This is a genomic window from Pseudomonas sp. UBA2684 (genome assembly GCA_002354655.1).
Classification (GTDB): Bacteria; Pseudomonadota; Gammaproteobacteria; order Pseudomonadales; family Pseudomonadaceae; genus Aquipseudomonas.
Map to the genome: position 1 here is coordinate 15,807 of DELY01000055.1, position 19,780 is coordinate 35,586.

Annotated in this window: 21 protein-coding genes; 9 read left to right on the forward strand and 12 right to left on the reverse strand. The window is 64.3% G+C overall.

Features of this window, described 5'->3' with window-relative positions:
• A complete protein-coding gene (locus B3M58_RS21005; protein WP_003244646.1) occupies positions 1–177 on the reverse strand; it encodes a hypothetical protein in 177 nt (58 codons plus the stop codon).
• 183 nt (positions 178–360) lie between these two features.
• Between B3M58_RS21005 and B3M58_RS21010 the strand changes: the two genes are divergently transcribed.
• On the forward strand, positions 361–1,587 hold the full coding sequence (locus B3M58_RS21010) for a parallel beta-helix domain-containing protein (protein WP_296222186.1): 1,227 nt from the start codon (positions 361–363) through the stop codon (positions 1,585–1,587).
• Positions 1,584–2,696 carry an SO2930 family diheme c-type cytochrome gene (locus tag B3M58_RS21015; RefSeq protein ID WP_296222187.1) on the forward strand — a complete coding sequence of 371 codons (1,113 nt, stop codon included), beginning with the start codon at positions 1,584–1,586 and terminating at the stop codon, positions 2,694–2,696. Before B3M58_RS21010 ends, B3M58_RS21015 begins: the two co-directional genes overlap by 4 nt.
• A gap of 441 nt (positions 2,697–3,137) precedes the next feature.
• Here B3M58_RS21015 and B3M58_RS21020 read toward each other — a convergent pair whose 3' ends face one another.
• From B3M58_RS21020 to B3M58_RS21060, 9 genes are all read right to left on the reverse strand, one after another.
• The gene (locus tag B3M58_RS21020) at positions 3,138–4,094 is read right to left on the reverse strand and encodes a DUF808 domain-containing protein (RefSeq protein ID WP_296222189.1); all 957 of its coding nucleotides are present in this window, start codon (positions 4,092–4,094) and stop codon (positions 3,138–3,140) included.
• Positions 4,095–4,225: 131 nt separating this feature from the next.
• On the reverse strand, positions 4,226–4,813 hold the full coding sequence (locus B3M58_RS21025) for a TIGR00730 family Rossman fold protein (protein ID WP_296222191.1): 588 nt from the start codon (positions 4,811–4,813) through the stop codon (positions 4,226–4,228).
• A gap of 256 nt (positions 4,814–5,069) precedes the next feature.
• Positions 5,070–5,966: a hypothetical protein gene (locus tag B3M58_RS21030; protein WP_296222193.1), complete on the reverse strand. Its 897-nt coding sequence runs from the start codon at positions 5,964–5,966 to the stop codon at positions 5,070–5,072.
• 571 nt (positions 5,967–6,537) lie between these two features.
• The gene (locus tag B3M58_RS21035; protein WP_296222194.1) at positions 6,538–7,449 is read right to left on the reverse strand and encodes a glycerophosphodiester phosphodiesterase; all 912 of its coding nucleotides are present in this window, start codon (positions 7,447–7,449) and stop codon (positions 6,538–6,540) included.
• A 180-nt stretch (positions 7,450–7,629) separates the two neighbouring features.
• Positions 7,630–8,202 (reverse strand): HupE/UreJ family protein, encoded by a 573-nt coding sequence (locus B3M58_RS21040; RefSeq protein WP_296222196.1) that lies wholly within the window; start codon positions 8,200–8,202, stop codon positions 7,630–7,632.
• A gap of 32 nt (positions 8,203–8,234) precedes the next feature.
• A complete protein-coding gene (ureG, locus tag B3M58_RS21045) occupies positions 8,235–8,849 on the reverse strand; it encodes an urease accessory protein UreG (protein ID WP_296222197.1) in 615 nt (204 codons plus the stop codon).
• Between the two features lie 115 nt (positions 8,850–8,964).
• Positions 8,965–9,639: an urease accessory protein UreF gene (locus B3M58_RS21050; RefSeq protein WP_296222199.1), complete on the reverse strand. Its 675-nt coding sequence runs from the start codon at positions 9,637–9,639 to the stop codon at positions 8,965–8,967.
• A gap of 250 nt (positions 9,640–9,889) precedes the next feature.
• Entirely contained in the window at positions 9,890–10,390 is a 501-nt protein-coding gene (gene ureE, locus B3M58_RS21055; RefSeq protein ID WP_296222201.1) for an urease accessory protein UreE, read from the reverse strand.
• Between the two features lie 171 nt (positions 10,391–10,561).
• Positions 10,562–11,194 (reverse strand): TetR family transcriptional regulator, encoded by a 633-nt coding sequence (locus B3M58_RS21060; protein WP_296222203.1) that lies wholly within the window; start codon positions 11,192–11,194, stop codon positions 10,562–10,564.
• Between the two features lie 141 nt (positions 11,195–11,335).
• On the opposite strand from B3M58_RS21060, the gene B3M58_RS21065 reads away from it, so the two are divergent.
• A complete protein-coding gene (locus tag B3M58_RS21065; RefSeq protein ID WP_296222205.1) occupies positions 11,336–12,436 on the forward strand; it encodes a ferredoxin reductase in 1,101 nt (366 codons plus the stop codon).
• A 57-nt stretch (positions 12,437–12,493) separates the two neighbouring features.
• The gene (locus B3M58_RS21070) at positions 12,494–13,576 is read left to right on the forward strand and encodes a fatty acid desaturase family protein (protein ID WP_296222206.1); all 1,083 of its coding nucleotides are present in this window, start codon (positions 12,494–12,496) and stop codon (positions 13,574–13,576) included.
• A gap of 55 nt (positions 13,577–13,631) precedes the next feature.
• Here B3M58_RS21070 and osmE read toward each other — a convergent pair whose 3' ends face one another.
• Positions 13,632–14,000 carry an osmotically-inducible lipoprotein OsmE gene (gene osmE / locus B3M58_RS21075; protein WP_296222208.1) on the reverse strand — a complete coding sequence of 123 codons (369 nt, stop codon included), beginning with the start codon at positions 13,998–14,000 and terminating at the stop codon, positions 13,632–13,634.
• Positions 14,001–14,200: 200 nt separating this feature from the next.
• Between osmE and B3M58_RS21080 the strand changes: the two genes are divergently transcribed.
• Entirely contained in the window at positions 14,201–15,097 is an 897-nt protein-coding gene (locus tag B3M58_RS21080) for an AEC family transporter (RefSeq protein WP_296222210.1), read from the forward strand.
• A gap of 46 nt (positions 15,098–15,143) precedes the next feature.
• On the opposite strand, the gene B3M58_RS21085 is transcribed toward B3M58_RS21080, so the two are convergent.
• Positions 15,144–15,422, reverse strand: coding sequence for a hypothetical protein (locus B3M58_RS21085; protein ID WP_296222212.1), 279 nt, complete (start codon positions 15,420–15,422; stop codon positions 15,144–15,146).
• 347 nt (positions 15,423–15,769) lie between these two features.
• Between B3M58_RS21085 and B3M58_RS21090 the strand changes: the two genes are divergently transcribed.
• The 4 genes from B3M58_RS21090 (at position 15,770) to B3M58_RS21105 (ending at position 19,658) form a co-directional block, all read left to right on the forward strand.
• Positions 15,770–16,660, forward strand: a complete 891-nt coding sequence (locus B3M58_RS21090) for an esterase/lipase family protein (protein ID WP_296222213.1) — start codon at positions 15,770–15,772, stop codon at positions 16,658–16,660.
• Positions 16,661–16,776: 116 nt separating this feature from the next.
• The gene (locus tag B3M58_RS21095; protein WP_296222215.1) at positions 16,777–17,724 is read left to right on the forward strand and encodes an alpha/beta fold hydrolase; all 948 of its coding nucleotides are present in this window, start codon (positions 16,777–16,779) and stop codon (positions 17,722–17,724) included.
• 102 nt (positions 17,725–17,826) lie between these two features.
• The gene (locus tag B3M58_RS21100; protein WP_296222217.1) at positions 17,827–18,333 is read left to right on the forward strand and encodes a TRAP transporter small permease subunit; all 507 of its coding nucleotides are present in this window, start codon (positions 17,827–17,829) and stop codon (positions 18,331–18,333) included.
• Complete coding sequence (locus B3M58_RS21105; RefSeq protein WP_296222219.1) at positions 18,333–19,658, forward strand: TRAP transporter large permease; 1,326 nt, start codon at positions 18,333–18,335, stop codon at positions 19,656–19,658. Before B3M58_RS21100 ends, B3M58_RS21105 begins: the two co-directional genes overlap by 1 nt.
• Positions 19,659–19,780 lie beyond the last annotated feature (122 nt).

The following is a 19,780-nucleotide window of genomic DNA, read 5'->3' on the forward strand; positions in this document are numbered from 1 at the left end:
TCAGAGTTCATCGGCATCGCGCTGACTCTGCAGGATAAAGGTCACCACGATGAGGATCAGCCACAGCAGGTAGGGTCGGTACCACGCGCCGTTGGGGTCGATCCACCAGTCCATGATGGCCGGGGAGAACAGGTAGATCCCCACCACCAGGATCAGAACCAATCGATAGATATACATGCCGCGTCTCTTCTCATCAGTGCGGCGATGGTAACGGAAGCGCGACGGCCTGCGTAGGCTGGCGGTGCCGCTATATTGGCCGGTGTGCGCACGCATCGGCTGTTGCGTGGCTGGCGGAGGCTTGGTGTTTCGATTTATTGGTACTATAGTGCCAATAAAATAAGAAAGCCCTCGGAGACTGCCATGCGCCTCGCCCCATTGTCCGTGATTGCCCTGTCCGTATGGCTTGCCGCCTGCAGCGAGGAACAGGCGCCAGTCACCGACCTGGATTTCCAGAAAGACCTGCAAACGCGCCTGATCAAGGCCAAGCCCGGTACGCTTATCGAGATTCCGGCCGGCACCTACCAACTGGATCGCGGCCTCAGCCTGAAGGTCGACGGCGTGACCCTCAGGGGCGCTGGCATGCACCAGACCATTCTCAGCTTCAAGGGGCAGCAGGTCGGTGCCGAAGGGCTACTGGTGAGCGCGTCGGACTTCCTCATCGAAGACCTCGCCATTGAAGACAGCAAGGGCGATGCGTTGAAGGTGGTCGGCGGCAAGCACATCGTCATCCGCCGCGTGCGCACCGAGTGGACCAACGGCCCGGCCACCGAGAACGGCGCCTACGGCATTTATCCGGTGCTGACCGAGAACACCCTGATCGACGGCGTGGTGGCCATCGGCGCCTCGGATGCCGGCATTTATGTCGGCCAGTCGCGCAATGTGGTGGTGCGCAACAGCCGCGCCGAGCGCAACGTCGCCGGCATCGAGATCGAAAACACCATCGGCGCCGACGTGTATGACAATCTCGCCACCGGTAACACCGGCGGCATTCTGGTGTTCAACATGCCCAACCTGCCGCAGGCCGGGCGGGTCACGCGGGTGTTCCGCAACAAGATCGAAGGTAACAACCACAAGAACTTCGGCCACAAAGGCACGCCGGTGGCCAGCGTGCCGGCGGGCTCGGGGGTGGTGATCAACTCCAACGACGATGTCGAGGTGTTCGACAACGATATCGGTGAGCACAAGACCGCCAACATCATTATCAGCAGCTACTTCAGCACCGGTTACAGCGACCTTTCCACCGTCGAGCATTTCGACCCCTATCCGGAAGGCATTCATATTCACGGCAACCGTTTCGGCCCGGCTGGCGACAGCCCGGATCATCTGGAGCTGCAAGCCCTGAAGATCAGCCAGTTCGGCCTCAATGGCCGTTTGCCCGACATTCTCTGGGACGGCTACGTCAACCCGGCGGTGCTGGTCGACGGCAAGCTGCCGGCGGCGCGGGCGATCTGCGTGGATAACGGCGCGGCGCGGCTGATCAATGTCGACGGGCCGAACCACTACCAGAACATCAGCACCGACATGCGCGATCACCGTTGCAGTTTGCCGGCGCTGCCCGCCGTCGAGTTGCCGGTGCAGGCCAGATGAAGGTGTTTGGCTTGCTACTCGCGGCGCTGCTGCTGAGCGCCTGTGAACAACCGGTGGCGCCGTTGTATATGCCCGAGGGCGAGGCCTACCCGCAGACGCTCAGCGAGTGGGGCATGTTGCAACGCCACGCCGGTTATCTGCAGCCGGCCGCCGCCGTCTTGCCCTACGACCTCAATACCCCGCTGTTCAGCGACTACGCACACAAGCTGCGCACCCTCTGGTTGCCGCCTGGCAGCGTCGCGCAGTATGGCGAGGCGCAGTTCGACTACCCGCTCGGCACGGTGCTGAGCAAGACCTTCTATTACCCCAAGGATGCCCAGGGTCAGTTGTTATTTGAGCAGACCGCGTTGCGCGACCCGCAGCGCGGGCTGGCGCTGGCGCGGGTGCAACTGATCGAGACGCGCATTCTGCTGCGCCAGCAGGACGGCTGGGTCGCGCTGCCCTATGTGTGGGACGCCGCGCAGCAGGAGGCGCACCTGGAATGGGCCGGCGCGCGGGTCGAGTTGAATGTGCGGGATGCCACCGGCCAGGCCCAGGCGCTGACCTATCAGGTGCCGGATGCCAACCAGTGCGCCGGTTGCCACGAGGAGCGCGACGGTCAGGGCGTGGTTCCGCTAGGTCCGAAGGCGCGGCACCTGAACAAAGCGTTCGCCTACGCCGATGGCGTCCGCAACCAATTGCAGGATTGGCAGCAGCGCGGTTGGTTGCGCGGCCTGCCGGACATGGCCGGTGTGCCGCAAAACGCCCTGTGGCCGCAGGCGCGAGCCGGCGAAAGCCTGCAACAACAGGCGCGCAGTTACCTGGACGTCAACTGTGCCCACTGCCACAACGCCCAGGGGCCGGCGCGTACCTCCGGGCTGCTGCTGGATACCGCGACTGCCATGGGCATCCCGTTCGGCCTGTGCAAACAGCCGGTGGCGGCGGGCAAGGGTTCGGGCGACCGCCTGGTGGATATTCACCCTGGACGGCCGGCGCAGTCGGTGCTGGTGTTCCGCCTGGAAAGTGTCGACCCGAGCATCATGATGCCGGAGCTGGGTCGCTCCATGGCGCACAGGGAAGGGGTGGAATTGCTTACGCGCTGGATCGCCAGCCTCGATGGCGATTGCTAGCGTTTTCGGTGCGCAGACCAAGGCTGCCGCTACATCGGGGGCGCAGCCCGCCAGTGTTGGCGGTGCGCCGGTAGCATCACTGACAGGTATATTTCGACACCAACAGGCCACTGGAAAACTACCGACGTTGCCGATACGACTGGCCTTGTCGCAATGGCGCGTTGCATGAGCCGTCGTGACCGTAAGCTGTTCAGGCAACATGCTCAAGCCGCGGCCAAGGCTCTCCTGCCCAGTCAGCGTACGAAACGTTGTTAAACCTGGCGTGATTAGAGCCGCTCTGCGCACGCCCGGCGGGCCAGCCGGCGGCCCTTGCCTGCACTGTTCAACGGCCGGCTGTTCGGGCGATCAAGGCGGCTCTGGGCGAGGGCAGGTTGGCGGCGCAGAAGGTGAGCCCGCAGCAGGCCGCGAGCCTGCGTCGGTACTCCGAGGCTAATGTCGTTCTCAGGCGGAGGCGGGCGGTGGTTTCAGGGCTTTCCAGGTGCGTGTCGCCAGGCTGACCAGCAGCAAGGCGATGGCCCCGGCGACGATGCCCGCCACGGCATTCAGCAGGGTTGGCGTCAGTGCCGCCAGCAGGCCGCTGCTGGCCGCGATGTTCTGCGTCCACTGGTCGATCAGGGCCTGCGCCGCGGGGATGCCGTGGGTGAGGATGCCGCCACCGACCATAAACATCGCCGCGGTACCGAGAATCGACAGGCTTTTCATCAGGTACGGCGCGGTCAGCAGGATGCCGCGGCCGAAGCCGCGTTGCAGGCGGCTCGCCAGGCCTGCGCCACTGCGTTGGCTGAGGTACAGCCCGCCGTCGTCCAGTTTGACGATGCCGGCGACCAGGCCGTAGACCCCAACCGTCATCAGCGCCGCGATACCGCACAGCACCGCCACCTGTTTGCCGAAGCTGGCCAGGGCCACGGTGCCCAGGGTGATGGCGATAATTTCGGCGGACAGAATGAAGTCGGTGCGAATCGCGCCACTGATTTTGTCTTTCTCGAAGGCCAGCATGTCCACCGTCGGGTCGGCCACCGCGTCGAGCCGTTCGGCGTGGTGTGCCTGATCCTCGGCTTTATCGTGGAGGAACTTGTGCGCCAGCTTCTCGAACCCTTCGTAACAGAGGAAGGCGCCGCCGAACATCAGCAGCGGCGTGACCGCCCAGGGCGCGAATGCGCTGATCAGCAAGGCGGCCGGTACCAGGATCAGCTTGTTCTTCATCGAGCCCTTGGCCACTGCCCAGACCACCGGCAATTCGCGCTCGGCACGCACGCCGCTGACCTGCTGCGCATTCAGGGCCAGGTCGTCGCCGAGCACCCCGGCGGTTTTCTTCGCCGCGACTTTGGTCATTACCGCCACATCGTCGAGGACGGCGGCGATGTCATCGAGCAGGGTCAAAAGGCTAGCGCCGGCCATGCAAGGGGTTCCTTTTCTGCAGCGGGGAGGAGGGGTGGGTGATCGCCGTGGTCATCAGCTGAGACTTATACGTGAGCCGGTCGTTCCCGGCCAGCGTAGGCCGGGCGCTGGGGCATCGGCGCATGCCGCGCTCAGTCGGGCTTGCGATCGACCCATTTCGGCGCGGCGCTCGGTTGCCAATTGCGCAGCGCCTGGAGCAACTCCGTCGGCGACTCGCTGAGTTGCAACATGGCACGGTGCTGGGAGCGCACGAAGCGTTCTTCGACCAGGTGATCGAGGAACTCGCCGAGCTTGCCATAGAAACCGTTGACGTCGAGCAGACCGAGCGGCTTGCTGTGGTAACCGAGCTGGCCCCAGGTCCAGACCTCGAACAGTTCTTCCAGGGTGCCGAGGCCGCCGGGCAGGGCGATAAAGGCGTCGCTGAGTTCGGCCATGCGCGCTTTGCGCGCGTGCATGCCGTCGACCACTTCCAGGCGAGTCAGGCCGAAATGGCCGATTTCGGCACGCTCCAGACTTTGCGGAATGATGCCGATGACTTCACCGCCGGCCGCCATCGCGGCGTCGGCCACCACGCCCATCAGACCCACTGCCCCACCGCCATAGACCAGACGCAGGCCTTGCTCGGCGAGGTATCGGCCGAGGTTTTCCGCCGCATGGCGGTAGATGGGGTGGGCGCCGGGGCTGGCGCCGCAGAACACGCAGATTGAGCGTAGGCTCATGCTCGACTCCTGGAGACCTGATTAGACCTGCAGGTTAGCCAGTAAGCCGGCTGTTGAACATTGCCGCGCGCAACAGCGCCCGGCGCTGCCCCATGGGTCAGTCGACGCTGCTGCCGCTGGCGCCACCGGCGTAGGCGGCGAGCAGGCTGCGTAACAAATCGTTGAGGTGCATGGCGCTTCTCCTGTGGCAACAAGGCAGACCATACGCCGGTGTGCTCGCGCAGGCTGGTTGATTGTCTCGATCATGGTCATAGCTTCAAGGCGCAGTCGGCAGGTTGGTCAGGCTTTGCTGTTGGCGCTGCTCGAAGTAGCGCTCCACCCAGTCCAGGCGGGGCAGCAGGGTGCTGGCCGGCAGGTAGCGGTGCAGGTTGGCGATCAGCTGCGTGCGCGTTTGTGGCAGGCGTGCCAGTTGATCGAGGCGGCGGATCAGCTGCGCGCCGGCGGCGTCGCGCTGGCAGTAAATCCCGGAGAGCAGCGCGGTTTCGGTTTCTTTCAGCGGCAGCAGGCTGAGCGCTTGCTGTAATTGGCCCTGCTGTTTCAGGTAGTGGAAGACCTCGGCGTATTCCAGCAGGTAGTCGATGCGCCCGTGTTGCAGCATGTCGAACAGGTTGGCGCCGCTGCTGGTGCTGCGCACCCGCGTCAGGTTGGCGCGGTGTTGCGGGGCGCTGAGTAGCGGGTCGAGCAATGGCCCATAGCTGCGCCCGTGCACCAGCGCGCCGCGCAGGTCGTTGCGGCGCAGCAGCTGTTGCAGGGAAACCTCGGGCTGGGCGAGCGCGATGTGCTGGTAATCGTTGCTGCGGATGATCAACTGCTGCGGGAGGGTGAAGAACAAGCCGACATAGTGGCCCAGCAGATCGCGCTCCTGGCGGCGAAAGGCGCCGACCACGCAGAGGGTGCCGCCGCGGCGCAGTTGCTCGAAGCCGGCGCTGATCGGCATCAGCGTATAACGGTGCTGGTATTCGGGTAACTGTTCGGTGAATACGCGCAGATCGTCGAGCAGTCGCCCGCTAACCGGGCGGTCGTTCTGACTGTTGATAAACCCTGGCCAGTTTTGCAGTGCCCAGGTGACCGTCTGCTGGGCCTCCGGCGGGTTGGCAAATGCCAGTGGAGCCAGTAGCAGATACGCGAGTATCAGGGCGCGACAGGTACCCATAACCACGACTCGTTATAAACGCTGTGACAGGCAGTCTAGTGGCTGCTGGCCAGGCTGCTTGGCGCGGGGTGAATAAGTTGCCCACAAAGGCTGTGGAGCGAGCTGTGGATAACATGGGTGTAGTGGCATGCAGCCCTAGTCGGGCGGCTTCCAAGACCTTTTGAGTGTTTTTTGATCAGCTGTAAATTGTTGAAAAAACAGTGGCTTAATCAATTTTTTCAGGGTCGGGAAAAACTCGCGAAAGTTGTCCACTACTACTGTGGGTAGAGCTGTGGGTAACTCTGCTGCACCCTGCTGAAGCCCCTGTCAGCAGTGCTTTTGCGGCCGTTGATCAGCTTTTGTTCAATTCCTCTCAGTGCCTTCCGGACGCATGTCGAGAGTCTCTGAGTCAAGGAATAATCCTGTTATTTCAACGGTTTGTTCAAGATGGTGAACAGCCTGTGGGCGACTTATCCAGTATGCCTGTGGAGTGAGCTGTGGATAAGCTGCGTACGCTTGCGTCCAGGCCACGCCGGCCTAGGCCTGGCCACGCTTGTTGGTTTTTTGCTCAATCCTGCACGGTGGCGTTGGCTTATTCGCGCAGGGCGCTGATGTGTGTCGAGCGCCCGAGCAGTTGCAGGGCGCGATCCGGGTAGTCGGTGATCAGGCCGTGGGCGCCTTGGTCGAGCAGGCGGCGCATCGCCGGTTGTTCGTTGATGGTCCACAGCTGCACGTTCAGGCCGCGCGCCTGGGCGGTGCGCATCAAGCGCTCGCTGGCGACCGGCAAGCCATTGTGGCGTTCGGGGATTTGCAGCGCCTGGTAGGCCGGCGAGAGCAGGCTGCCGAGGCTCAGCCAATTGAGTGCCACCAGCACGCGTACCGAGCCTGGGCCGGCAGAGGTGGCAACGCCGGGGCATTGTTCGCGGAAGCGTTGCAGGCTGCGCTCATAGAAGCTGCCGACGATGACCCGGTCGCGCTGGTCGTTGGCTTCCAACGCATCGCACAGCAGCGCTTCCATGCCGACATCCGGCACCTTGATCTCGATCACCTTGGCGTTGTCCGGAAACCCGTCGAGCACTTCGCCGAAGGTGGGAATGCGCACGCCCTGGCCACGGTACGGATAGCTCTGGCCGCCGTCGGCGGTCCAGTGGTAACCGGCATCCAGCGCTTGCAGTTGTTCCAGGTTCAAGGCTGCGACTGGCCCCTGGCCGTTGGTGGTGCGCTCCAGGGTGCGGTCGTGAATCACCACCAGCTCGCCATCGCGGGACAGTTGCAGGTCCATTTCCAGCATGTCCACGCCCAAGGCGCTGGCGCGCTCGAAGGCGAACAGGCTGTTCTCCGGCCACAGGCCCTTGCCACCGCGGTGGGCAATGACCAGGGGTTGCTCGCCCAGGGCGGCGAGAACCGCCGGCTGTTGCGCCGGACGGCTGGTCAGACCCACCGCGAGTAGCGCGACGGCGATCAACAGCGAGGGAACGAGGAGAAAGCGGGCGACGCGCAGCATGGGATTTTCCAACGGTTCAAGGACGAGGCGCAGTAAATGCCCCCGACTATGACAAAGGACGCTGCGTCGGGCGAGAGGTGAATCGCGACAGGCAATGGACGATTGACGACAGCTGGGAAAAGCCTGCAGGCGAGCGGTGGACAAGGCGTCGCCATGTCCACCCTACGCGTGCGTGGTCGATCAGCTGGCGAGCAGCCAGGCGCCGGTCACTGCGGCGGCGCCGCCGGCCAGGCGCACCAGTGGTGTGGCAGCCTGCGGCAGCCAACGCACCAGGGCGTAACCGCAGGCGTGCAGCGTGGCGGTGGCGACCACGAAGCCGGCGGCGTAACCCCATGGGCTGGCCAGGCTGGGCAGCTCCAGGCCGTGGGCGACGCCGTGAGTTAGAGCGAACAGCGCGGTCAGGCCGAGCGACACGATCATCGGCAGGCGCACCGCGACGGCCACCAACACGCCGAAGGCCAGCACCGAGGCGGCGATCCCGGTTTCCATCAGCGGGATCTGTACGCCGGCAAAGCCGAGCAGGCCGCCGAGCAGCATGCTGGCGACAAACGTCAGTGGCAGCGCCCAGCGCGCCGCGCCGGATTGCTGCGCGGCCCACAGGCCAACGGCGAGCATCGCCAGCAGGTGATCGAGGCCGAACACCGGGTGCGCCAGGCCAGCCAGCACTCCTGCGTGGTCGTGGCCGGCGTGGGCGAAGGCCACCGCTGGGCTGAGAAACAGGGCGAGGGCGAACAGGGTTTTACGCAGGTTCATGGGGTGTCTCCTTGACTGAATGTGAGGCGTAATCAGGCCGCCGTGAGCATGCCGTGTCGTTCGATAAAGGCGATGATCTGCTCCAAGCCCTGGCCGATCTTCTGGTTGCTGAAGACAAACGGCTTGTCGCCGCGCATCTTCAGGGTGTCGCGCTCCATCACCTCCAGCGATGCGCCGACCAGCGGGGCCAGGTCGACTTTGTTGATCACCAGTAGGTCGGACTTGCAGATGCCCGGACCGCCCTTGCGCGGCAGCTTGTCGCCGGCCGATACGTCGATCACGTAGATGGTCAGGTCCGACAGCTCGGGGCTGAAGGTGGCCGAGAGGTTGTCGCCGCCGGATTCGACGATGATCAGGTCCAGCCCGGGAAAGCGCCGGTTGAGCTGGTCGACCGCTTCCAGGTTGATCGAGGCGTCCTCGCGAATCGCCGTGTGCGGGCAGCCGCCGGTTTCCACGCCGATGATCCGTTCCGGCGCCAGGGCCTCGTTGCGCACCAGAAACTGCGCGTCTTCCTGGGTGTAGATATCGTTGGTTACCACCGCCAGGTTGTAGCGCTCGCGCAGGGCCAGGCACAGGGCCAGGGTCAGGGCGGTCTTGCCGGAGCCGACCGGGCCACCGATGCCAATGCGCAGGGGTTGGCTGTTCATAGCGTTGTCTCACTCCCATCTTCACTTGAGTGTCGACCGAGGCACATTGCCTGCGGGCGACTGAGTCGGTTTATGTAGGAGCGGGGGCGACGCCTAGTTCCTACAGGTTTATCTGTTACGACCTGAATAGCCGGCTGTACTGGCGCTCGTGCGCCATGCTCGCCAGGGCCAGGCCGAAGGCGGCGCTGCCCCAGTGTTGCGGTTCTAACTCGCTAGCCTGGCGCTGCGCCTGATCGAGCAGCGGCAGCAGCTGCGAGGTCAGGCGCTGGGCGGCTTGCTGGCCGAGCGGTAGGGTCTTCATCAGCACGGCCAGCTGGTTTTCCAGCCAGCCCCAGAGCCAGGCGGCCAGGGCATCCTGCGGTTCGATCTGCCAGGCGCGGGCGGCGAGGGCCCAGCCGACGGCCAGGCCGGGTTCGTCCAGCTCGCTAAACAGCTGCTGCGCCGGCTGATCCAACTCCGGCAGGCCGCTCAGCAGTTGTTGCAGCGAATAACCCATCTGCCGGCTTTCCAGGCGCAGTTCGCGGGTTTCACGGCTGGCGCGTTGTTGCTCGGCCAGATGGCGCAGCTGCGCCCAGTCCTCGCTCGCCGCGGCCTGGCAGTGGGCGAGCAGCAGCGGTGCTTCGAAGCGCGCGAGGTTGAGCAGCAGTTGGTCGGCAATCCAGCGCTGGGCGCTCTCGGCGCTATCGACCAGACCCTGTTCCAGGGCCATTTCCAGGCCCTGGGAATAGCTGTAGCCACCAATAGGTAATTGCGGGCTCGCCAGTCTCAGTAGCGCCCAGGCCTTATTCATCGGAATGTACCAAGCCGGGACTGATAGGCCCTGTTGCCGAGTGCGCTGTAACCGGCGGGCTATTCGGCAGCTGCGGGCTGGCGAGCCGCAGCAGCTGCCAGGCGCTACGAAATGGCACTGAACTGGCTGCGCTTGCCGATGCTGCGTTGCAAGGCGGCTCGGACTGCTCATTTAACATTTGTAAACTCCGCGTCCTCGCCGCCTTGCGCCTTGCCTCGCCTGCGCTCGCTGGCGTTCAGAGCCATTTCGCTCACTTGCGCGCACCGAATTGATGCAGGCGCGGCGCGTAGCTGAATTCGGCATCGCCGGCATGTGAGTGGTGATGGCCACCGCCATAGGCACCCTGCTCGGGTTGGTAGGGCGCGTTGATCAGTTCAACCGTGGCCCCCAGCTGTTCGAGCATGGCCTTGAGCACGTAGTCATCCGGCAGACGCAGCCAGCCATCGCCGAGTTGCAGGGCGACATGGCGGTTGCCCAGGTGATAAGCGGCGCGCATCAGCTCGAAGGGGTTGGCGCAGGTCACGTGCAGCAGCGGCTCGGCGCGGGCGAGCACGCGGACGATGCGACCGTCTTCGGCTTGCAGGCATTCGCCGTCGTGCAGGGCGGGTTGGCCGCGTTCGAGGAACAGGCCGACGTCTTCGCCGCTGCGGCTGAAACAGCGCAGGCGGCTTTTGCTGCGGGCCTCGAAGCTCAGTTCGAGTTCGGCGTCCCAGTGTTCCTGGGCCGCGATACGGTGGTGGATCACCAGCATGGGGCAGTTTCCGGCAGGTCAGTGCCGGTTGTAGAGCAAGGTGCTTGCCAAGCTTGCGCAGCGCCGTGCTGGTGCGGCTTGGTGGCAGCGGCTGGCAATAGTTGGGGCGTTGGTCAGGTTTATTTGGTGCGCTGGCGGCTTATGCGCGCTTTTTTGGTGCGCGGCATGGCTTCAGGCTCCTAGCCCCAGCCCTTGCCAATGTTTAGCGCCGATAAAGATAAAACGCAGCTGCTCGATCATCTTCGCCTCCGGCGTCAGGTGCGCGGGCAAGGCTTGTAAGGGTGGGTCGATCAGCTCCGGCAGAGTGGCGAACACGGTTTTTACCACCAGGTCGGCGAGCACGCTCTGGGCTTGCTGATCGAGGTGTTGCAGTTTGGGCATCAGCGCCAGGTCGTCGACCAGGTCGGCGGTGATGCGTTCGCGCAGGGTGCCGAGGGCCTGACGCACCGGTTGCGAGCCGCCGTATTGCTCGCGGGCGAGAAACAGGAACTGTGAACGGTTGGCCGTCACCGCTTCGAGAAAGATATGCACCGAGGCGTCGATGATGCCGCCCAGCTCGAACTCGTTGTGCCGCACCACGCGGATGGTGTCGCGGAAGGTCTCGCCGACCTCGGCGACCAGCGCCAGGCCGAGTTCGTCCATGTCCTGGAAATGCCGGTAGAAGCCGGTCGGCACGATGCCGGCACAGCGCGTCACTTCACGCAGGCTCAGGCTGCCGAAGCCGCGCCCGCTGTCCATCAAGCTGCGTGCAGCGTCCATCAGGGCGTGGCGGGTTTGCAGTTTTTGTTCGGCGCGCGGCTGCATGCAGTCAGGTTTCCAGGGATTGGCGAGGCACTCTAACAAATGGCCTTCGCGGGCGTCGAACCGCCATTCAGTGCACAAGTGTTGACTGAATGGTTGGGCTTCTGGCAGTTTAGTGAACAATTGTTCACTGGAAGTCTGTTCATGGCGTTGATTGCTCTTCCCTGGGCGCCGCTGCTAAGGCCGTTGCGTGCCCTGGTGGCGCGCCATTGGCTGCGCGAAAGCGATGTTGATGCGCTGCTCGCCCGGTTGCAGCCGGCGTGGCGTCTCAATCGCGTGTTCGCCCGTGTCGAAGCGCGGCACTGGGTCGCGGACGACATGCTGGCCTTGACCCTGCGGCCGAATGGCAACTGGCGTGGGGCGCAGCCAGGTCAGCATGTGCAGGTCTACCTCGAACAGGCGGGCGTGCGCTTGAGCCGCAGCTACAGCCTGACCGCGCTGCACGCCGACGGCCGTCTGGAGATCGCCATCAAGCGGCAGCCTGGCGGCCGGGTATCGCCGCACCTGCTCGATTGGTTGGCGGTGGGGCAGGTGCTGGAGTTGGGGCCGGCCTTCGGCGAGTTGCGCTGGGACGCGCGCAGCCCTGGGGTTTTGTTGTTGGCCGCCGGCAGCGGCATCACGCCGTTGCTGGGGTTGCTGCGTAGCGCGCTGGCACAGGGTTTCAGCGCGCCGATCAGTGTGCTGCATTACGTTCGCGAGCAAGGCCAGCGGGCGTTTGTCGCCGAGTTGCAGGCGTTGCAGGCGCAGTACGCCAACCTTCAGGTGCGCTGGGTGCTGACCGGTGCGCCGCTGACCGCTGAGTTGCAGGGGCGCTTCAACGCCGCGCACCTGATCGAGGTGGCCGAGTTGTCGCAGCGCCAGGTGCTGGCGTGCGGCAGCGCCGGGTTCGTCGAGCAGGTGCAGCAGTGGTGGCGCAGTGCGGGGCAGGGCAGTGCATTGCAGGTCGAGGCGTTTACCCCGCCGCGGCTGCTCGCCACGGCGGCGCGGCGCGAGGTGCGCCTGGGGTTTGTGCGCAGCCAGCAGAGCGTAGTCGGCGACACCCGGCGCAGCCTGCTGGAGCAGGCGGAAAGCCAGGGGCTGCGGCCGGCACATGGCTGTCGTCAGGGCATCTGCGCCAGTTGCACCTGCGTGCTGCTCGCCGGTGTGGTGCGCGACCTGCGCAGTGGCGCGCTGTTCGACGAACCGGGCCAGCCGATTCGGCTGTGCATCAGTGCGCCGCACGGCGATGTGGCGATTGATCTGTAGGGCGCGCTCCAGCGTCTTTCTTTTGCCCGGAGTCGGTCCGGGCCAGCCGAGGTGAGCATGCGTAACGACCGTGAGTTGAACCCCGATGAGTTGGCGGCCTTCGGCGCCGAACTGGATGCCTTGCGCCTGCGCACCCTGGCCGATCTGGGCGAGGCCGATGCGCGTTATATCCGCCGTATCCGTGGCGCGGTGCGGTTTTGTTGCTGGAGCGGGCGCGCGCTGCTGATGCTCGGCTGGTTCCCACCGACCTGGCTGCTCGGCAGCGCGTTGCTCGGGCTGGGCAAGATTCTCGAGAACATGGAACTCGGGCATAACGTCATGCACGGCCAATACGACTGGATGAACGACCCGGAGTTTGCCGGGCGCACCTACGAGTGGGACATCGCCGGGCCCAGCGATTTCTGGCGCCACACGCACAACCATATCCACCATACCTACACCAATGTGCTGGGCCTGGACGACGACGTCGGCTATGGCGTGGTGCGCCTGTTTCCCGAGCAGCGCTGGAAGCCGTTCTACCGCTGGCAGCCGTTGTGGGTCAGCTTGCAGGCCGTGCTGTTTCAGTATTCGGTGGCGATCCAGCACCTGCGCCTGGATAAGCTCTACAAGGGCAAACTCAGCCGCGCCGAGGTGGCGCCGCTACTCAAGCAGTTCAACGCCAAGCTGCTGCGCCAGTCCGCCAAGGATTACCTGCTGTTTCCGCTGCTGGCGCTGTTGCTCGGCGCCAATGGGCTGGCGGTGTTGCTCGGTAACATGCTGGCCAACCTGATGCGCAACCTGTGGACCTTCACGGTGATCTTCTGCGGCCACTTCACCGAGCAGGCGGCGGTGTTTACGCCGCAGAGCCTCCAGGGCGAAAGTCGCGGTCACTGGTACCTGCGCCAGTTGCGTGGTTCGAGCAACCTGGCCGGCGGCCCGCTGCTGCATATCCTCACCGGCAACCTCAGCCACCAGATCGAGCACCACCTGTTTCCCGATCTGCCGGCACGCCGCTATGCGGCCTTGGCCGTGGAGGTGCGCGAGATTGCCGCGCGTTATGGTCAGGTCTACAACAGCGGGCGCCTGAGCACGCAGTTCGCCACCGTGCTCAAGCGCATCTGGATCTATCGCCTGCCGAACGTCAGCCCGGCCGCGCTCTGAGCCTCAGAGGTTGTGAAAATATCGAACGCCGTCGCGAGAGTTTTTTCACAAGCTCTCAGTAACCGCCCCCGCCGCCCGTATTTCTATTAGCGCGGGCGCGCTCGTTGCTTTCCATCTGTTTGCAGGTCATGAAGCCTTTGCCATCGACCCGCGCGGCGGAATTGAAGCTGACATGGTAGGCCTGCTGGTGACCGTCCTTGTTGAGGATGTAGTCCTGGCAGGTGCCCGGTTCGACCGTGCGGGTCATCTGGCTGGAGGGCGGACCGCCGATTTCCAGTACGTGCTGTTTGTTCATGTCGAGGTCGACCTGCTGCACCAGCGGCTCGTCGCGATAGGTCAGGTAGTCGACCGGGTTCTCCGGCTTGCCGGCACAGCCGGCGAGCGTGGTCAGCACACAGACAGCGCCCAGCGTTTGCTTGTACATGGCATGTTTCCTTGTGATGAGCCTGGCCGGGCTACAGCCTGTTGGAACCGCAAAAGCCCGCAGGGCGTTGCCGCAACGGCCGCGAGGCGACTGCCCAGTCGTAATTCGACAGAGCCCCGCGTATGCTGGCGACCCTTCAAAAACGGCCTTCTGCAAGGAGCGCCGGGGTTTCGTTGCGTGGTTCGGGAGTCTCTCGATTTATGGTAGCTGTTCAGGCGATTTTGCCGATCTTTGGTTTGATTGTACTGGGCTACCTGCTGGGCTGGCGCGAGTGGTTGAGTGGCGAGTCGGCGGCCGGGCTGGCCAACATCACCTTCAAGTTGTTCATGCCGACCTTGCTGTTCGCCGGCATCGCCAAGGCGTCGTTGGCCGACGGCCTGTCGCCGATGCTGCTGTTGGCCTACTACCTGCCGGTGCTGCTGGTGTTCTGCCTGGTCAACCTGATCGTGCACCGACAGCGCGGCACGGCGACGCCGTTGGGCCTGACGGCGGCCTTCTCGAATAACGTGCTGGTGGGGATTCCGCTGGTGACCACCTTGATGGGGCCGCAAGGGTTGGTGTATGTCTTCGCGATTCTGGTGTTTCACAGCCTGACGCTGTTTTCCCTGCACAGTTTTTACGCGGCGTTTGGCGGGCAGGACAAAGTCGATGGCAAGGCGCTGCTGAAGAACCTGGCCAACCCGATGATCATCGGCTTGTTGCTCGGCGCGTTGCTCAATGCCTCGGGGCTGCACGTGCCCGCGACGCTGTGGCGGATGGTCGAGTGGTTGGCCCAGGCGGCATTGCCTTGCGCGCTGATCGTGCTGGGCGTCAGCCTTTCGCGCTATCGCCTGCGCCCCAGCACTGGCGTGGTGGGGCTGGCGTTGGCCAAGCTGGTACTGTTCCCGGCCATGGTCTGGTGGCTCAGCGGCCAACTGCCGGGGCTAAACGAGGCGGCGCGTACGGTGCTGGTGATACTCGCGGCCTGCCCGAGCGGGGTGAACATCCTGGCGTTTGCGAAAACCCCGGAAGACACCCGCAGCGTCAGCTCGGCGGTCTTTCTGTCTACCGTACTGGCGGCGCTGACGCTACCGCTGTGGATGCTTGCCGTGGCTTGAGCGCTGGTGAAAAAACGCGCGCGATATTTTCACCAGCGCTGCTCACTCAGCCGATACGCGGTGCGAGGGTGCGCTCGGCGCCGCCTTCGGCAACGCGCAGGCGTTGTTGGCCGGGAGTACGCTCGGCACCGTTTTCCGCGGTGCGCAGTTGCTGTTCCAGGGTGCGTTCGGCACCACCTTCGGCCACATGCCGGTCTTGCGGCAGCACGCGCGGCTGGCTGTCTTTCACTTCGCCGAGGATCGGCATAGGGCCCTGGCTCGGCAGTGCGAAGACCGGCGTGGCGAACAGGCCCAGTAGTAGGCTGATGGCGATTGGGTGTTTCATGATTGGTTCCTCCTGAAGGGAAGCAATGGCTACGGGAGGCAATACTAGGGACTTGGCCGCGAATGAGAAGTTGAGCGCTTCGATAGTCGCCATCGACCTGCGTGATGATTGAGCGGCCAGCTCTAGATCAAGGCTTTGGATGGGGCGGGCCGCGCAGGTTAGCCGCATAGCGGCGCAACCCACCCTGGATGTCGTCAGGCATCCCTGCGGCCTAACTCACCCTACGCAAATCAAGACATTAAAGGGCCGGATCAATAGTCGGCTAGGCTAAGTGACACCTTCCGTACTGGTCGACGTTGTTGCTGGCGTGGCTGGGTCATGTGCTTGTTGAACAAGGATGCTTCGCCATGTCGAATACCACTGCGCCGCGTTACCCCTTGGTGCTGGTGCCGGGCTTGCTCGGTTTTGTCCGTTTGCTCGGTTACCCCTATTGGTACGGCATCGTCTCGGCCTTGCGGCGCCAAGGCGCCAAGGTGTTTCCGGTGCTGGTGTCCTCGGTGCACTCCAGCGAGGTGCGTGGCGAGCAGTTGCTCGAACGCATCGCCCTGGTGCTCAAACAAACCGGTGCCGACAAAGTGCACCTGATCGGCCACAGCCAGGGCGCCTTGACTGCCCGTTATGCCGCCGCGCTGAAGCCGCAATGGGTGGCTTCGGTAACCTCGGTGGCGGGGCCCAACCATGGCTCGGAGCTGGCTGACTTCCTGCAGCGCAAGGCGCCCCACGGCAGTCTGCGCGAGCGCGTGCTGGCGGCACTGTTGCGTGGCGTGGCGCGCTGCATGGCCTGGCTGGAAACGGGCGACAAAGGCCCGCGGCTGCCCATGGACGTCGCCGCCGCGCAGCATTCGCTGACTGCCGAAGGGGTGGCCGCATTCAACGCGCAATACCCGCAGGGCCTGCCTGACACCTGGGGCGGCGAGGGCGCGGCCGAGGTCAACGGCGTGCGCTATTACTCTTGGTCCGGCACGTTGCAGGCGGGCATCACCGAGCGTGGCGGCAACCGCTTCGATGGGCCGAATGTCGCTTGTCGCCTGTTCGCCCGCACTTTCCGTCGCGAGCATGGGCACTGCGACGGCATGGTCGGGCGATACAGCTCGCACCTCGGTTCCGTGATTGGCGACGAATTCCCGCTGGATCACTTCGACATCATCAACCAGACCTTCGGCCTGGTCGGCAAGGGCGCCGACCCGGTCAAGCTGTTCGTCGAGCATGCCCAGCGTTTGCACGCTGCCGGGCTGTAGGCTGGGCGCAACGCCGTAGGCTGAAGCCCGAACCAGCGCCGCGCGGCGCTTGTTTTGCCTGCGGCCATGCATGTCTATTTCCGTCACGCCTTTCGCTGCCCAACAAGGACATACACATGAAGCGTCTTGGCCAGGTTCTGCTCGCCCTGGTGTTGCTGGTGCTGCTCGCTCTCACGGGGTTTGTCGCGCTGAGTTGGGCGCCGGACCGCTCGCTGGCCGAGTTGAAGCCGCGCTGGGCGCCTCAACCTTCGCAGTTCGTCGCCAGCCAAGGCATGTTGGTGCACCTGCGCGACCAAGGCCGGCGTGACGATCCGGCGCCGCTGGTGTTCCTGCACGGCACCTCGGCCAGCCTGCACACCTGGGAGGCCTGGGCGGCGGCGCTGAAAGGCGAGCGGCGGGTGATCAGCCTGGATTTACCGGGCTTCGGTCTGACCGGGCCGTTCCCCGACGGCGATTACCGCATTGAGCACTACAGCCGCTTCCTCGCCGCGCTGCTCGAGCAGTTGCAGGTGCCGCGCGTAACGTTGGCCGGCAACAGCTTCGGTGGCCAATTGGCGTGGCAGTTCGCCGTGGATTATCCGCAGCGCGTCGAGCGTTTGGTTCTGATCGACGCGGCGGGTTACCCGCGCAACGCCACCTCGGTTCCCATCGGTTTTCGCCTGGCGCAGATACCCGCGCTGGCCCCGCTGATGGCCAATCTGCTGCCGCGCGCGATGATCGCGGCCAGTGTGCGCAGTGTGTATGGCGAGCCGGACAAGGTTAGCGCGGCACTGATCGACCGTTACTACGAGCTGATCTTGCGCGCCGGCAACCGCGAGGCGCTGCGCCAGCGTTTCGCGCAGGTGCCTGCGGGCGCTGGGCATGCGCGGATCGCCGAGCTGCAGGTGCCGACCTTGATCCTCTGGGGCGGGCGCGACGGCTTGATTCCAGCGGACAACGCCGAGCGCTTCAAGCGCGATATCGCCGGTAGCCGCCTGGTGCTGTTCGACGACCTCGGCCACGTACCGCACGAGGAAGACCCGGCGCGTACTGTGGCAGTGGTGCGCGCCTTCCTCGCCGAATAGCCACGCGCCGAGGGCGCTGGCGGCCGGCATGCAGGCGAATTGGCATTGTCGAATCTTCGACTAGTCTGACGACATGTCGATTATTTCGCAGAGCTGGTGCCCATGCCGAAGGCCATCCGGATCTTTGTACGCGCAGTGGATGCACTGAACCGGGTCATTGGCCGCTTCGCCATGTACCTGATCTTCGTCATGCTCGCGGTGCTGCTGTACTCCTCGGTCAGCAAGACCTTCGCCGACCCGGCGATCTGGACCCTGGAAGTCGCGCAGTTTTTGATGGTCGCCTACTTCCTGCTCGGTGGCGGCTACTCCATGCAGCTCGACGCCCACGTGCGCATGGACCTGTTCTACAGCCGTTGGAAACCGCGCACTGCGGCGATCATGGACGCCGTCACTGTGGGCTTTCTGATCTTCTATCTGGTGTTCCTGCTCTACGGCGGCATCTCCTCGACCCACTACGCCCTGGAATACAACGAAACCAGCTACTCGGCCTGGTCGCCGCGCATGGCGCCGATCAAGATCGTCATGTGCATCGGTGTGGCGCTGATGCTCTTGCAGACCCTCGCCACCTTCTTCAAGGACATCGCGGCGATTCGTGGGGAGACGCTCTAATGGGCCATGAGTTCATCGCACTGCTGATGTTCTCCAGCATGATGGTGCTGCTGCTGACCGGTAAGCGGGTATTCGGTGCGATTGGTTTCGTCGCGGTGATCGCCGCCTTGCTGTTGTGGGGCGACGGCGGTTCGGAAATGGCCTTCAGCGCCGCCATGAAACTGATGAAGTGGTACCCGCTGCTGACCCTGCCGATGTTCGTGTTCATGGGCTACATGCTCTCCGAATCCGGCTTGGCCGAAGACCTCTACAAGATGTTCCACGTGTGGATGGGCCCGCTGCACGGCGGCCTGGCCATCGGCACCATCGGCTTGATGGTGGTGATCTCGGCGATGAACGGATTGAGCGTCGCCGGCATGGCCATCGGCGCCAGTATCGCCCTGCCGGAACTGCTGCGCCGGGGCTACGACAAGATCATGGTCACCGGGGTGATCCAGGCCGGCAGCTCCCTCGGCATCCTGATTCCGCCCAGCGTGGTGCTGGTGCTCTACGGCATGATCGCCCGCCAGCCCGTCGGCCAGCTGTGGCTGGCCGGGGTCTTCCCGGGCCTGATGATGGCCGGCCTGTTCGTGCTCTACATCGTCATCCGCTGTCGCCTGCAACCGAGCCTCGGTCCGGCGTTGTCCGAGGCCGAGCGCCAGCAGGTCAGCCGCCGCGAAAAACTGCTGCTGCTCAAGGCCGGCATCGCGCCGCTGTTCATCTTTTTCTGCATGACCGGGCTGTTCCTCATGGGCATCACCAGCCTGGTGGAAAGTTCGGCGGTGGGCGCCGCCGCAGCGATGTTCACCGCACTGGTCAAGGGCCGTCTGACCCGCACGGTGATGGAAGAAACCCTGCGCAAAACCCTCGGCATCACCTGCATGTTCATGTGGATCATCCTCGCCGCCCTGTGTTTCGGCGCGGTATTCGACGGCCTCGGCGCGGTCAAAGCCATCGAGAGTTTCTTCGTCGACCGGATGAACCTCGGCCCGTGGGAAATCCTCATCATGATGCAGGTGTCGTTCATCCTCATGGGCATGTTCCTCGACGACACCGCCATGCTGGTGATCGTCGCGCCGCTGTATATCCCCCTGGTTGGCGCGCTGGGTTTCGACCTGGTGTGGTACGGCGTGCTCTACACCATCACCTGCCAGATCGCCTACATGACCCCGCCATTCGGCTACAACCTGTTCCTTATGCGCGCCATGGCCCCGCCCGAGGTAACCCTGCGCGACATCTACGTCTCGGTCACGCCCTTCGTGCTGATCATGATCCTTGCCTTGGTGCTGGTCATGCTCTTCCCGCAGATCGCGCTGTGGCTGCCCGAGTGGCATTACGCGCGCTAAGCGCACGGTTTCAGGAGCGGCAAGGGTGGGTTTCCCCAACCCGCGGTAAACAAGGTGCAGCCCTCAACGAAGGCTGATGTAGCCACCTGAAAACATGGTGCGGACCTGCCCGGGTCGCAGCG